This is a genomic window from Cupriavidus sp. 21MJTG02-4, from assembly GCF_057798975.1.
Genome location: NZ_JBYOJP010000026.1, coordinates 15751 through 29834 on the forward strand (window position 1 = coordinate 15751; position 14084 = coordinate 29834).

General features: G+C 64.3%; 12 protein-coding genes. 10 read left to right on the forward strand and 2 right to left on the reverse strand.

The window, feature by feature from the left end; all coding sequences use genetic code 11:
- Positions 1–44 precede the first annotated feature (44 nt).
- A complete protein-coding gene (locus AC3FKH_RS31935; protein WP_488679614.1) occupies positions 45–1025 on the forward strand; it encodes a Bug family tripartite tricarboxylate transporter substrate binding protein in 981 nt (326 codons plus the stop codon).
- A gap of 43 nt (positions 1026–1068) precedes the next feature.
- Complete coding sequence (locus AC3FKH_RS31940) at positions 1069–2748, forward strand: sigma-54 interaction domain-containing protein (RefSeq protein WP_488679615.1); 1680 nt, start codon at positions 1069–1071, stop codon at positions 2746–2748.
- 304 nt (positions 2749–3052) lie between these two features.
- On the opposite strand, the gene AC3FKH_RS31945 is transcribed toward AC3FKH_RS31940, so the two are convergent.
- Positions 3053–4411, reverse strand: a complete 1359-nt coding sequence (locus tag AC3FKH_RS31945) for an MmgE/PrpD family protein (protein ID WP_488679616.1) — start codon at positions 4409–4411, stop codon at positions 3053–3055.
- 246 nt (positions 4412–4657) lie between these two features.
- On the opposite strand from AC3FKH_RS31945, the gene AC3FKH_RS31950 reads away from it, so the two are divergent.
- From AC3FKH_RS31950 to AC3FKH_RS31985, 8 genes are all read left to right on the forward strand, one after another.
- Positions 4658–6040: an MmgE/PrpD family protein gene (locus AC3FKH_RS31950; protein WP_488679617.1), complete on the forward strand. Its 1383-nt coding sequence runs from the start codon at positions 4658–4660 to the stop codon at positions 6038–6040.
- Between the two features lie 2 nt (positions 6041–6042).
- Complete coding sequence (locus tag AC3FKH_RS31955; RefSeq protein ID WP_488679618.1) at positions 6043–7419, forward strand: MmgE/PrpD family protein; 1377 nt, start codon at positions 6043–6045, stop codon at positions 7417–7419.
- Positions 7420–7770: 351 nt separating this feature from the next.
- Positions 7771–8961 (forward strand): acyl-CoA dehydrogenase family protein, encoded by a 1191-nt coding sequence (locus AC3FKH_RS31960; RefSeq protein WP_488679619.1) that lies wholly within the window; start codon positions 7771–7773, stop codon positions 8959–8961.
- Between the two features lie 14 nt (positions 8962–8975).
- A complete protein-coding gene (locus AC3FKH_RS31965) occupies positions 8976–9452 on the forward strand; it encodes a MaoC family dehydratase (protein WP_488679620.1) in 477 nt (158 codons plus the stop codon).
- Positions 9453–9474: 22 nt separating this feature from the next.
- On the forward strand, positions 9475–9894 hold the full coding sequence (locus AC3FKH_RS31970) for a Zn-ribbon domain-containing OB-fold protein (protein WP_488679621.1): 420 nt from the start codon (positions 9475–9477) through the stop codon (positions 9892–9894).
- Position 9895: 1 nt separating this feature from the next.
- The gene (locus tag AC3FKH_RS31975) at positions 9896–11074 is read left to right on the forward strand and encodes a thiolase C-terminal domain-containing protein (protein ID WP_488679622.1); all 1179 of its coding nucleotides are present in this window, start codon (positions 9896–9898) and stop codon (positions 11072–11074) included.
- 35 nt (positions 11075–11109) lie between these two features.
- Entirely contained in the window at positions 11110–11580 is a 471-nt protein-coding gene (locus tag AC3FKH_RS31980; RefSeq protein ID WP_488679623.1) for a MaoC/PaaZ C-terminal domain-containing protein, read from the forward strand.
- Between the two features lie 109 nt (positions 11581–11689).
- Complete coding sequence (locus tag AC3FKH_RS31985) at positions 11690–12589, forward strand: alpha/beta fold hydrolase (protein ID WP_488679624.1); 900 nt, start codon at positions 11690–11692, stop codon at positions 12587–12589.
- A 140-nt stretch (positions 12590–12729) separates the two neighbouring features.
- On the opposite strand, the gene AC3FKH_RS31990 is transcribed toward AC3FKH_RS31985, so the two are convergent.
- The gene (locus AC3FKH_RS31990; RefSeq protein WP_488679625.1) at positions 12730–13821 is read right to left on the reverse strand and encodes a porin; all 1092 of its coding nucleotides are present in this window, start codon (positions 13819–13821) and stop codon (positions 12730–12732) included.
- Positions 13822–14084 lie beyond the last annotated feature (263 nt).

Below are 14084 nucleotides of genomic sequence, written 5' to 3' on the forward strand. Positions count from 1 at the left end.
TAACTAGCATCGTTTCATATAACCATAAGCAGGAGACAAGGATCATGAACAGGCGTCACTTCATCAGAACTGCCTGCGGGATGTCTCTGGCGGCCATGTCCGCCGCAGCGCTCGCGCAGTCGTCACCGTATCCCACCAAGCCAATCCGGATTGTCGTCAGCAGCGTGGCGGGCGCCCTGCTCGATGCATCCACCCGGCTGTACGCGGCCCGCATGTCGCGCGACCTCGGGCAGCCTGTGGTCGTGGAGAATATGCCCGGCGCCAGTTCGATGCTGGGTGCCCGCTACGTCGCTCGTTCGGCGGCGGACGGCTATACGCTCCTTGCGTTCGCCAACACGGTGCTGACTATGCCCGGCCTGGTGAAGGGCGCAGGCTACGACTTCAACAAGGATTTCGTGGCGCTGGGGGAAATGGCACGCGCCCCTGCGCTGCTGGTGGTCGGCGGGTCATCGCCGTACAAGACGCTGGACGACCTCGTGAAGGCCGCGAAGCAGCAGCCCGGAACGCTGACGTTCGGCTCCGGCGGCCAGGGAAGCACGTCGCACCTGCCGGTCGAGCTCTTTGCCAGGAGTGCGGGCATCCGCTTGACACACGTGCCCTACAAGGGGGTCGCGGCGATCGCGCCCGACCTGATCTCCGGCCGCGTGAGCTGCATGATGGGGACGGCAACGTCGTTGTACGGCTCGATCCAGGCCGGCTCCATGCGCGCGCTTGCCATCTCTTCCGAGAGCCGGTCGACCAAATTCCCCAATGTTCCGACCTTCAAGGAACTGGGCTATCCCGAAGCCACGTACAGCATCTTTGTCGGCATGGCGGCGCCGGCGGGGATTCCGAAGGCAGTCCAGGCCAGGCTTGCGCAGGCCATCGAAGCCGCGCGTTCCGATCCGGCGCTGCAGGCCCGGCTTGCCGCGCTGGACCAGGAAATCGCCGACGTCCGCACGCCGCAGCAGTTCCACGCGTTCCTGCTGGCCGAAGAGAAACGGACGCTGCAGCTGATCAAGGACGCGAAGATCCGGGCGGAATGATAGTCGCGGCGCGGCGATCGGGCGACCAGCATGGTGGACGAGCATGAAACGTGAACCGAACGGAATTCTCGTCCTGGACGAGCATGGGACAACGACGTTTTCCAGCGGCCTGGGGCAGGATGCGCTGATCCGCCAGGCGCTCTGCCGGCTTTGGCAGAACCGCGGGCGGGTACCGGTCAAGCGCTTGTCGGGCATCACGGAACTGGATCGCCCGATGACCGTTGCCGCCATCCCGACGCGGGATGCCGTCTGCTTTCTGATCTTCGATTCCCAGGAAGCGGACGACTTCAGCGAGTTCCTCGCCGGCGTGGATGCGGCCGAGGACATCCTCCGCCATCTCGTCATGGATCCGCACAAGGCCATGGTCGTTGTCGACAGCGACGGCAGGATCGCCTACATGAGCCCCGTCCACGAGCGCTTCTTCGGCCTTCGGCACGGGGAAGCGATCGGCAAGGATGTCAGTGCCGTGATCGAGAACACACGGTTGCGCGAAGTCGTCGCCACAGGCAAGGGGCAGGTCGCGCAACTGCAGGAAATGAACGGCGTCACGCGCGTCGTCTCGCGGTACCCGATTCTCGACCGCAACAAGCGGGTCGTCGCGGCGGTCGGGCAGGTGATGTTCAAAGGGCCGGAGTCCATCCGGCGGCTCACGGTCGAGCTGAGCAAGGTAAAGCAGGAACTGGATTTTTACCGCCGCGAACTTTCCGGCATCCGCAACCGCAGTTACGGGCTCGACCAGATCGTGGGCAGCAGCGATGCCGTGCGGCGCCTCAAGGACGATATCCTGCGCCTCGCGCCACTGGATGTGCCTGTGCTGCTGACGGGCGAAAGCGGCACCGGCAAGGAGATGGTCGCGCATGCCATCCATATGCTGAGCCCGCGCAGCGACAAGCCGCTGGTGCTGGTGAACGCCGCGGCGATGCCGGCGAACCTCGTTGAGAGCGAGCTGTTCGGCTACGAGTCCGGCGCCTTCACCGGCGCGGACCGCAAGGGACGAAAGGGAAAATTCGAAGCGGCAGACAGCGGCACGCTGTTCCTGGACGAGATTGGCGACATGCCCGTCGAGATGCAGGTGAAGCTGCTGCGGATCCTGCAGGATGGCCGGTTCGAGCGCATTGGTAGCGACCGTGCTCTGCACTCGGATTTCCGGCTCATATCCGCCAGCAATCGCGATTTCAGCGCGATGATCGCGAACGCGTCTTTCCGGCTGGATTTGTTCTATCGCATCAGCGCGGTCACGCTGCGCCTGCCGCCGCTGCGCGAACGCCTGGAGGACATCCCCGAACTGGCCGACAGCTTCCTGGAGGCCTTCTCGATCCGGCACGGCGTTCCGAAGAAGTCGATCTCCGCATCGACCATCCGGTTCCTGCAAACGCGTTCATGGCCCGGCAATGTCCGGCAGCTGCAGCATGCTATCGACCGCGCAGCCATCTACTGCGACGGCTCGATGCTGTCCATTCGCGACTTCGGCAGCATCGAATGCATCGAACCCGGCGTCGACGGCGCACAGGGCGGGGGCGCGCAGATCAGGCCGAAGCCGGGCAGCTATGAGATCCGCGAAGCTACCGAGCGCGTCGAGTGCGAGATGATCATGGAAGCCATGCGGCGCGCGGGCGGCAACAAGTCTCGTGTCGCGGAGCAGCTTGGCATTTCGCGTTCGTATCTCTACAAGCGCCTGAGCATGATGGAAAGCGCTCGGAACGAAAGCCTGGTTTCAGGGTAGCAGCCGCAGCTGTCTCGCACGCGCTGCAGCGCAAGGGTGCAGTGCTGCAATCAACGGGATGTGATCCGCACAATCACTATCAATGAAGGCCGGCCGTGCACATGTCATGTTTGACAGCTACGGCAGCGCCGGGCCAAACGTGAAAGCGGGACGATTGCGGGTGCTGGGCGTGACATCGGCCAGGCGGCTCGACGTGCTGCCAGCAAGAGGGTCTGTGCAGTGCCGGTTGCCTCGGAAGGGGCCGACCGGACAACCCTCCTTGCGATGGCCCGATGTACCGGGCCATCGCAAGCACAAAGCCGGATCAGGCGATCAGGCGCAGCACCGACGAGAACGGCTTGCCGTCCCGCAATCCATGCACCGCCGCGATGAGCGCGTCGGCATTCACCGAGCTGCGGCCGAAATCCAGGCAGTCAATCACCTTGTCCCGCAGTTGCGAGGCCGACATGCGCTTGCCGGGACTGCCGCACACATCATCGGCCTTGATCAGCAGTTGCGTGCCATTGGACAATGCAACGTCGAAGGCTACCGGCACCATGCCGAGGAATGGGATGGTGTCATCGGCTTCGATGGCAATGCGCTCTGCGGCGAACGCGCCGACGCGTTCGTCGCGGATCGCGGCCTCGGTGAAGTCGCCGATGCGAACGGCGCCGCGCTCCAGGCCGACGGCGACCGTGTAGGCGATGCTGAACTGGGCGTCGACCACTCCGGCGCTGCGGTAGTCGAACTTGCGCCCCACCATGTTCACGGCCTGCCCGCTCACGCGAATGCGAATCCGGCTGATATCGCTGGCGCGCAGGCCTTGCGCGTGAAGCTGCAGGGCGAGATCGATCGGAGCATGCGTAAAGCGGCACGCCGGATAAGGCTTCAGGCTCAGGTCCTCCGGCAGATCGCACCGCTCAATGCCGGCGCGGACCGCGTCGAGATCGAACTGGCCGTCCTGATACAGATTGATGAACCCAGCCTTGCCTTCGAAGACGTTGCGTGGGCCGTCGATGCCGGCCTGGGCCAGCGCGACGGACATCACGACATTCTTGACCATCTGCGCCGGCTGAAAGCGTTTGGCCAGGCTGCCATCGATGATCGACTGCAGGCTGCCGGCCGTCTGCGTGAGCTGGTGGCCCAGTGCATTGACCGTGGTATCCGCATTCCAGCGGCGAAGGCGCGCCATGGCCAGCACGGCGCCCACGGAACCGCTGATCACGCTGTAGTTCCATCCGCGCGAACCTTTCGGGCCCCCGGCGCGGCCGATGCGCATGGCGCCGTCGACGCCGACTGCAAGCGCTGTCAGGAACTCGCGGCCGTCGCAATCCGGACGGTTTTCCTCGACATCGGCGATCAGCCCGGGAAGCACCATGCCGTTGGCGTGCAACGGTACTTTGTCATCGGTATCGTCATAGTCCAAGGCATGCATGCTGACTGCGTTGAGAAATGCGGCAACCGGCGCGCTGGCCTGGCCAAAGCCGCCCCAGACGGAGCAATCGCCCGCGCCCCAGCGGGCCATGGCGGAACGGGCTTCTGGCAGGCCAGGCGCGTGCAGGCCGGCCAGCGCACAGGCAAGGCTGTCGATCAGGCCGTCGACGGCGGCGTCAATGGTTTCGTCACGCAGCTTGTCGTATTCGCGGCTGACGGCATTCGAGGCGAGCAGATTGGCGATATCCATGGTGAGACGGGAAAGTTGTAAACGCGTCGAGTATCAGCCCGGCGCCGGCGTACGGCCAGTCGCTTTTCGTCGACGTCAGCGTAAGCGGCGGTGACGATGAAGGACTTAAGTTCGTTGGTCAGGGTTGCTTACGCTCCCCTCAGAAGAACTGACTCGACATGGCCGGCAGCACCCATGGACAATAAGAAAAAGCTAAGGTCGCCCCTCGTCACTTCTTGTTGGCGGCCTATCCGGAGACAAGCACTCATGACACAAGCCGTCGACCTGTCGCACGATTTCGCCACCTTTGTCGCCAATACGCGATACATCGATCTCCCTGCGGAGGCGGTCGAGGGAGCAAAGAAAAGCATTCTCGATACGCTGGGCGTCATCCTGGCAGCGACTGGCGTGGAACCGGCCGTGAAGGGCGTGAATGCCCTGGTGCGCGAAGCGGGCGGGGCAGAGGAAAGCACACTGCTCGGCTTCGGCGGACGCGCGCCGGCGCTGTGGGCCGCCTTCCATAACGGCGCGCTGGCGCACTGCCTGGACTTCGACGACCATGCGCCCGAGGGCCATCACCCGAGCAGCTCCATCGTGCCTGCCGTGTTTGCCCTGGCGGAACGCGCGGGTGGCGTCTCGGGCCGGGAGCTGATTGCCGCGGTTGCCGCGGGGCAGGACATGTTCCTGCGCATCCGGCGCAACGTGGCAAACCGGCAGGACTGGCACCTGACGACGGTGATCGGTGTCTATTCGGCGGCGGCAGCGGCGGCTCATGTGCTTGGCCTGAGCCGCGAGCAGATCGTCGATGCGATCGGTATTGCCGGCATGCAATGCTGCGGCACGATGGAGCTGGCCTATGGTGTCGGCAGCGACCTGCGCGGGATGTATGCAGGCTTCACGACGAAGGGCGCCGTGCTCGCCGCGCTGCTGGCGCAGAAGGGCGTCACGGGCGTCAAGAGCATGTTCGAAGGCAAGGCGGGCTTCTTCAACGTCTACTTCCGCGGGGAGTACGACCGGGCCGGCATGCTGAAGGACCTCGGCGAACGCTATGACGGCGGATCGCTGCTCTACAAGCCATGGCCTTCCTGCGGCGCTTCGCACGGCTTTATCCATGCGACGCTGGAACTGATGAAGGAGCATCGGCTGACGGTTGGGGACATCGAGCAGATCCGTGTCAACGTTGGCGATTTCCAGAAGCAGTTGTGCGAACCGGCCGAGAGCCGCCGACGCCCGGCGACCTCCGTCGATGCCAAGTTCAGCATTCCGTTCTGCGTTGCCGTGGCCGCGACGAAAGGGCAGGTCAGGGTCGGGGACTTCTTCGGCGAGGCACTGCGCGACCCGCAGGTGCTGGCCACCGCGCAGAAGGTCGTCCATGTCGTGGATGACAGCTTCGACTGGAAGACGACGCTGCCCAAGGGCAGGCTCGATATCGTCACGCGCGACGGGCGAACGCTGTCGCGCGTTGGCGACAACGTCCCGGGCGACGTCGAATGCCCCATGACCTGGGATTACCTGTACGACAAGTTCCGGTCCAGCGCGGAGCTCGCCGCGGTGCCGCCGTCAAGCGAGGGCATTCGCAAGGCCCAGGAGATGGTGCGGCATCTCGAAGCGCTTGACGATGTGACCGATGTGCTGCGTGTACTGGACTGAAGATGGACGCTACGACGCTCGGTATTGCCCGCTATGTCGCCGAGGCAAGTTTCAACGGCTTTCCCGAAAGGGCCATCCATGAGGCGCGGCGGCGCGTGATCGACAGCGTGGCGTGTGCCGCCGCGGCGTATCGGGAACCGTTCTGCGGCAGCATCCGTTCGTTTGCCGCGCGCTACGCCGCAACGCCGGCGGCACGCCTCTGGGGCAGCGGACAGTCCACGTCGGTCGAGATGGCCGCGTTTGCCAATGGCACGATGGTGCGCTACCAGGACTACAGCGATACGCACCTCGGCAGGAGCAACGGGCACCCGAGCGATATGATCGGCGGCCTGATCGCACTGGCCGAGGCTTGCCGGCTGAGCGGCGAGGCCCTGGTCACGGCCATCATCGTGGCCTATGAAACGTACTGCAGCCTCTGCGACAGTACCGCGCTGGCCTCCCGCGCCGTCGACCAGGCCACGTGCGCGGCGGCGGGCGCTGCCGCGGGCGCGGCGCGCCTGCTGGACCTCGGTCAGGAGCAAGCCGGTGCTGCGATATCGCTGGCGCTGTCATCCGGCGTGCAGCTGTACAACGTGCGAACCGGCGACCTGTCCGACTGGAAGGGCTGTGCCGGACCCAATGGCGCGCGCAACGGCGTATTCGCCGCACTGCTGGCCCGCGAAGGCGTCACCGGACCCACCGCGGTGGTGGAAGGGCAAGGCGGCCTGCGCGACCTTGTGGGCGAACTCGACTGGAAGGCCGGCGCGGGCGCCATGCCGCGCATCGTCGATACCCATCTGAAGTTCCACCCGGTCTGCTATCACGGCCAGGCGGCGGTCGACGCCGCGCTCGCGGTGCGTGCCATGCTAGCCGGGCAGCGCTCTCGGGCGATCGACGCCATCGAGGCGATCGAGGTGGAAACCTACGAGGCTGCGTTTCGCGCCATGGGCAGCGACCCGACGCGCTGGACACCGGCGAACCGTGAAACCGCGGACCACAGCTTGCCCTATACCGTCGCCGTAGCGTTGATGCATGGCAGGCTGACGTCTGCCGACTATGAGCGCGAGCGGTTGGAGGACGCGGCGATCCGCCGTCTGATGGCGCGGGTTCGCGTCGGCGCCTCGGCCGAACTGACGCAGGCATTCCCCGCGCATTCGCGCAGCCGGGTCACCGTCCGGATGAAGGACGGCACGGTGTACAGCCATCTGCAGGACGATCCCAAGGGAAGCGCCGCCAATCCGCTGACCGACGCGGAACTCGAGTCGAAGTTCCTTGAGCTTTACCGGCCCTGGGGCGACGGCCAGGCAGGCCGCCACACCTTGGACATGCTGTGGTCAGTCGACCGGCTGGCCGACGTCTCGCAACTGGTGGACAGGCTTTGCCAGGCGCCTGAAGCGTAAGGCGTCGGCGCCTGGCGCTGCGCCATCCCGCCAATCGGATCGTCGATTCGTCGATTCGTCGGCGCGCCGTTGCATCAACGGCGCTTGCCTCCCTTCCCTTCCTGTTTCCCACGGACCTCGCCCCTGCTGATGGCCCATCAGCAGGGGCCCCTTCGTCATCCGCATTCGTCCATTTTTCTTGTTCTTCGGCCAGATCGAGCGTCAGCGAAACTTACCGGTTTCCCCAAAAAATGCGACTCGACTTTTGGTCTCGCGAAACTGAAACTTGACCTCACAGCACGAGGCCGCGACCGGATGCCACCACATTCCCCGAGGTGACAGCGCGCTGCAGTGAAACCAAGGAAACCAATCATGTCCGCTATTCCGAACTCCATCGAACAGAACAGCTCGCACGGCGTCACGCTGGATGACGTCCTCCAGGCCACGCAGGCCGTTACCCGCAATTTCGGGGACGAGTACTTCGGCAAGCTCGACAAGGAAGAAGCGTTCCCGCACGACTACATCAAGGCCTTGATGGACGCCAAGCTGCACACCGTGATGATTCCGGAGGAGTACGGCGGCATGGGCCTGGGCCTGCGCGAGGCATGCGTCATCGTCGAGGAAATGCACCGTTCGGGCGGCGTGGGTTCGATGATCCATGGCCAGATGTTCATGATGGGGATTCTGGCGCGCCATGGCACGGACGAACAGAAGCGCAAGATCCTGGAGGAAGTGTGCGCGGGCCGCGTGCGCCTGCAGTCCTTCTCGCTGACCGAGCCGAACGCGGGCACCGACACCGCCAAGCTGCAGACGAAGGCATGGCGTGAAGGCAACGAGTGGGTGATCAAGGGCCAGAAGCTGTGGACATCCCGTTTCGACTACACCGATGCCTTCATGGTCTTTGCGCGCACCAGCCCGCCGAAGGATCCCGCCAAGCCCCATCAGGGCATCTCGGCGTTCCTGGTCGACAAGCGCCAGGTCGACCCGAAGCAGTACACCAGCCGCAAGATCGACGTGATGTTCAACCATCACACCTTCGAAGTGTTCTACGACAACATGCGCGTGCCCGAAACCTCGCTGATCGGCGAAGAGGGCAAGGGCTTCAAGTATCTGCTCGACGGCCTGAACGCCGAGCGCATCATCATCGCGTCCGAGGCTATTGGCGACGGCCGCTGGTTCGTGGAGAAGGCAGTCAACTACGCCAAGGAGCGCGTCCTGTTCGGCAAGCCGATCGGCGCAAACCAGGGCGTGCAGTTTCCGATCGCGCTTGGCTACGCGCACCTTGAAGCGGCGGACGCCCTGCGCTGGAAGGCCGCCGAGAAATTCGACCGCCGCGAGCCCTGCGGCGGCGACGCCAACATTGCCAAGATGCTCGCGTCCAACGCGTCGTGGGAGCTGGCCAATGTCTGCATGCAGACGCATGGCGGCTTTGGCCTGGCGCGGGAGTATCACATCGAACGCCGCTTCCGCGATACGCGCGTGTTCCAGATCGCCCCGATCTCGCCAAACATGGTTCTGAACTACGTCAGCCAGCACGTGCTGGGCCTGCCGCGTTCCTACTGAGCCTGGAGAGAACGATGAACGAAGGACTCTATTTCGAGGACTACACGGAGGACTGGAGGTACGAGTCCGCGCCGGTGCCGGTTGCGGAAGACGGCATCGCCGGGTTTGTCGAACTCCACCAGTTCCATACGCCCACTTTCATCGATCGCGGCTACGTCGAGTCGTCCAGGGAATACGGCGCGCGGATGTCGCCGGGGCTGTACGTGCTGTGCCTGGCGGAGGGCGAGTTGCTCCGGGCAGGACTGACCCGCCGCCGCGGCATCTTCCTGATGGAGTTGACCCCGAAGTTCCTAAAGCCGGTTTTCGCCGGCGACGCGATCGTCGTTCACGTGCGGCTGAAGTCGAAGCGCCTGACGAGTAAGCCCGATCGCGGCGTCGTCACAACGACGCACGAAGTGAAGAACCAGCGTGGCGAGGTGGTCGTGGCATACGACTCCACGCGGATGATTCGCACGCGCGCTTACGTCGAGACGGCTGCCGCCGCCAACTGAATCAGCACAAGGAGGACAGACATTGCAAACCGCATTGCCAAAGCCGGTGGCCAACGCCGATTCGCAAATTTATTGGGATGCCGCCAGGGAGCGGCGGCTGGTGATCCGCAGGTGCACGGCATGCGGAGAGCTCCATTTCATGCCGCGGTACCTCTGTCCGTCCTGCTGGTCGGAAGACCTGGAATGGGTCGATGCCGCCGGAACCGGACGTGTGCATAGCTTCAGCGTGATTCGCCGCGCCTCGGACCCCGCATTTGCTTCGCGGGTGCCGTATGTGATCGCGCTGATCGAACTCGATGAGGGCCCGCGCATGATGGCGAACGTTCTTGGCGAGGACGCACTTGCCGTTGCGGTGGGCGACGCCGTGAAGGTCACGTTCGAAGATCGCGGCGATGGGGCATTGATTCCGCAGTTCGAACGGATCAGCGAAAGCGGAGCATGACATGAAGAAGGTTGCATCTCTCAAGAACAAGGTCGCCATTGTCGGCGTTGGGGAATCCGAGATCGGGCGCGTTCCGGATATGTCGGGATTGGGCCTGAATGCGCAGGCCGCCCGGCGTGCACTCGATGATGCCGGACTGAAAGTGTCCGACATCGACGGCCTGCTGACGGCTTATTCGTTCACCGAGCCCTATTTCATGCTGGGTTCGGTGCTGTGCGAATACCTGGGCCTGAAGCCTCACTACAACGCGTCGATGGTGGTTGGCGGCGGCAGCCCGGCCGTGATGCTCAAGCACGCGGCCGAAGCCATCGCGGCTGGCCAGGCCGAGACGATCCTGGTCTGTGCCGGCGAAAACCGGGCGACAGGACAGTCGCGCGATGCCACGGTCAGTACGCTGCTCGCGGTCGGACATCCCTATTTCGAGCAGCCATACGGCGGCTCGATTCCGGGCTACTACGCCATGATCGCCCAGCGGCACATGCACAAATATGGCACGACGCGCGAGCAGCTTGCCCATGTCGCCGTCCAGACGCGTAAGCATGCGTTGCTGCACCCGAACGCGCATATGAAGAAGCCGGTCGCGCTGGATGATGTCCTCGCGGCAAAGCCCATTGCCGATCCGCTCGGCATGCTCGACTGCTGCCTGATTTCGGATGCCGGCGGCGCGTTTATCGTGACCTCGGCCGAACGTGCGCGGGACCTCAAGTGCAAGCCGGTGTACCTGCAGGGCATTGGCGAATATCACACGCACGAGCACCTGATGTGCGCGCCCAGCCTGACGGAATTCGGCGCGACCGAATCGGGACGCATTGCCTATGACATGGCGGGGCTTGGTCCCGGCGATATCGACGTCGCCGAACTCTACGACTGCTTCACGATCGTGCCCATCCTGGAACTGGAAGAACTCGGCTTCGTCGAGCCTGGTGAAGGGGGAGCATTCTTTGCGGGGGGGCATGCCGGCATTGGCGGCAAGCTGCCTGTCAATACGCATGGCGGCATGTTGTCGCATGCGCACGCCGGCGCTGCCGGCGGACTGTTCGGCATTGTCGAAGCCGTGCGCCAGTTGCGCGGAGGACTGGGCCAGCGCCAGGTGAATGGCGCCGAAGTCGCGCTCGTCCATAACGAGGGCGGCATCTTGTCCTCGCATTGCACCGTCATCCTGGCCAACGACAGAGGCTGAGGCCTCGACTCATTTTCATTTTCACAGGATTTTCCATGACCATCGCTTCGACGCCGCGCGGCAAATACTTTGAGGATTTCGAGATCGGACAGGAGTTCATCAGTCCTGCACGTACCATCACGCTGACCGACATCGTGAACTTCGCCTGCCTTTCGGGGGATTTCAACGAAGTCCATACCAACTTCGAATACTGCAAGACGACCTCGTTCGGCGAGCCGATTGCCCATGGTCCGCTGGTGTACGCGGTGATGGCCGGCCTCCAGTACGCCAGCGGCGTCAACGACGGCACACTGATCGCATTGCTGCAGAACGACCAGTGGCGGATGCTGGTGCCGGTCAAGCATGGCGACACCATCCGCGCCCGCGTTCGCGTGCTCGAAAAGAAGGAAACGAGCAAGCCGGACCGTGGCGTGGTGATTGTCCAGCGTGAAGTCATCAAGCAGGATGGCACGGTCGCGCAGGAGATGCGGACAAGCTTTCTCTACCGCCGTCGACCCAAAGGCTGACCCATTCCACTATTCCTGCGCGCCACGGTGCGGCGCGCCGGTATTCCGCCCCGCCGCGATGCGCGCCGGGGCATTTTTTTTCTCCGCGCTTCCGACCGAGCGATACGCCATGACAGTTTCAATTTCGAATCCTTACACGCGGCTGCCGGGAACACCGGTTCCCGCGCATAACTGGCTGGCCGGCGATGGGATCCGGCTCGCCGGCGATGCCTGGGGAGACTCACGCGGCCCATTGGTGGTCCTGTTGCACGGCGTCGGACAGACGCGCCACGCCTGGCGCACCACCGCGCGCATGCTGGGTGCCGCTGGCTACCACGCAGTGACCTTCGATGCGCGAGGCCACGGCGACTCCGATTGGGCGATAGACGGCGATTATTCCCGGGACGCCATGGTTCGCGATCTCCAGTCCCTTGTCGCGGCGCTGGGCAAGCGCGCGGCGTTGATTGGTGCGTCGATGGGCGGCGCCACCGGCCTGGTAGGCGTCGGGGAAGGGCACGTCGACGCCAGCGCATTGATTCTCGTCGACATTGCGCCGCGTACGGAGCCTTCCGGCGTGGCCAAGGTCAGGTCGTTCATGAACGGTACGGCCGAAGGCTTCGGCTCGCTCGAGGAGGCTGCAGCCGCCATCCATGCTTACCGGCCCCGCGCCCGGGCGGCCGGCGTTCCGCCCGGCCTTTTCAAGAACCTGCGCCTGGGTCCGGACGGGCGCTATTACTGGCACTGGGATCCGCGGCTCATGGAGCGCGAACGCGAACCCGACGATCGTCGCGTCGACGCTGCCCGCCGGCTCGATGTGCCAACCCTGCTGGTGCGTGGCGGCCAGTCTGACGTCCTCAGCGAGGACGGCGCGCGCGATTTCCTGGCGCTATGCCCGCACGCCGAGTTCCTGAACATTACCGGCGCCGGCCACATGGTGTCCGGCGACCGCAACGACGTGTTCGGGCGTGCGGCGCTCGGCTTCCTGCGCCGCGTTGTCCCGGTCCGCGACGACGCAAGCACAAGTGCGTAAGCGGTAGTCTCGGCAGGGAGAAGAGCGAGAAGAACGGGCCTGGCACTCGACATGGATGTCGCACGCGAGGCTCGGCATGCGAAGCGGCACGACTAGGTCGTGCCGCTTTGCAAACATGGCAGCCGCACGCTGCCAAGGCGTCAGAACTTATGGCGCAAGCCAAGCACCGTGCCGAACTGATTGGCGCCGGCGAGGACCGTGCCGAAACCAGAAGACCCCGACCCGAGGCCCAGCGTCGAGCCATTGCGGTTCTTCGTGTAGCCAACCGTCAGGTACGCATCGGTACGCTTCGAGAACGCATAGTCGGCGGACGCCACGAAGAGCCATGGATCTGCATTGGTCCCGGCGAAGTCCTGATAGTAGGCGCCGGCGGAGAGCGTCAGCGGACTTGTCGCCTGCCAGCGTGCGCCTGCCCACCAGAGATTGGAGCGCTGCGATGGCTGGAGCGCAGGTGCACCCTGCAACAACGCGCCGTCATAAGCCTTGGCCCAACGATAGCCAGCATAGAGAGTCGTATTGCCGATCGAGTAGGTGCCGGCCAACATGGCTCGGCGCGTGGTTGCCTCGGGCGAGGTTGTGGTGGTGCCCGTATTGATCTCGTCGTACGCGGTCGCGATGCTGAAATTGTCCGACGTGTAGGCCAGGCTGCCGCCAAACTCGCGCCCGATCCTGGCATTGCCGGGCACTTCGCTGCCGTTGGCCTTGGAGCTGTCCCACCCGAAGCTGTACATCGCCGTGGCCTTCAGCCCGCCGAACTTGCCAACATACTTCACCGTGTTGTCGGCGCGGGAAGCCAGGGCGATATCCTGCACCAGCACGGAATACCTGGGCGCAAGGCCGATGGGATCGACATCGCCTGTGATGTCGAACAGCGGATTGATCTGCCTGCCCAGCAGCACGGAGCCCCATCGCGCTTGCAGGCCTACATAGGCACTTCGTCCAAACAGCCGCCCACCCTGGCCGGATTGCGCCGTATCGGCATCGAAGCCGCTTTCCAGCAGGAACAGGCCAGTCAGGCCGCCGCCCAGGTCCTCGGTGCCGCGCAGGCCCCAGCGCGAGCCGGAGAGGTTGCCCGGCGTCATGCGAACGACATCATGGCCGTTTGGCTGATGGTTGGCATACTCGATGCCAGCATCCACCACGCCGTACAAGGTCACGCCGACCTGCCCATGGGCGGCCGACGAACAGATCACCACGGCAGTCGCGGCCAACAGCTTCAATACCGGCTTCATTCTTTCTCCTGTCTCCATTTCGCTTGTTCGTTATCGGAGTTCGTCGGGGCGGTGCATCAGAAGCGCATTCGTCGATGCAACGCCGTCTGTCCGTCTCCATGGGGCACGGCCTTTTTGCCGGTGCCGGGCATCGCAGAGCAAGGGGCATGCCCGCAGGGCCACGGCGACGCGCATCGCTGGCCCGGTGCGAGGTTTCGGGAAACCGTGGCGCATTGCGATGGTGGTTGGGGGATAGCAGCTGTTGTCTTTACTGTCGTCATGAA

Bases quoted from the DNA above. Each gene is read 5' to 3' on its own strand.
- AC3FKH_RS31935 (WP_488679614.1), top strand. From the start codon at position 45: ATGAACAGGCGTCACTTCATCAGAACTGCCTGCGGGATGTCTCTGGCG.
- AC3FKH_RS31965 (WP_488679620.1), top strand. From the start codon at position 8,976: ATGAACGAAGGACTCTATTTCGAGGACTACACGGAGGACTGGAGGTAC.
- AC3FKH_RS31945 (WP_488679616.1), bottom strand. From the start codon at position 4,411: ATGGATATCGCCAATCTGCTCGCCTCGAATGCCGTCAGCCGCGAATAC.
- AC3FKH_RS31950 (WP_488679617.1), top strand. From the start codon at position 4,658: ATGACACAAGCCGTCGACCTGTCGCACGATTTCGCCACCTTTGTCGCC.
- AC3FKH_RS31990 (WP_488679625.1), bottom strand. From the start codon at position 13,821: ATGAAGCCGGTATTGAAGCTGTTGGCCGCGACTGCCGTGGTGATCTGT.
- AC3FKH_RS31960 (WP_488679619.1), top strand. From the start codon at position 7,771: ATGTCCGCTATTCCGAACTCCATCGAACAGAACAGCTCGCACGGCGTC.
- AC3FKH_RS31955 (WP_488679618.1), top strand. From the start codon at position 6,043: ATGGACGCTACGACGCTCGGTATTGCCCGCTATGTCGCCGAGGCAAGT.
- AC3FKH_RS31985 (WP_488679624.1), top strand. From the start codon at position 11,690: ATGACAGTTTCAATTTCGAATCCTTACACGCGGCTGCCGGGAACACCG.
- AC3FKH_RS31980 (WP_488679623.1), top strand. From the start codon at position 11,110: ATGACCATCGCTTCGACGCCGCGCGGCAAATACTTTGAGGATTTCGAG.
- AC3FKH_RS31975 (WP_488679622.1), top strand. From the start codon at position 9,896: ATGAAGAAGGTTGCATCTCTCAAGAACAAGGTCGCCATTGTCGGCGTT.
- AC3FKH_RS31940 (WP_488679615.1), top strand. From the start codon at position 1,069: ATGAAACGTGAACCGAACGGAATTCTCGTCCTGGACGAGCATGGGACA.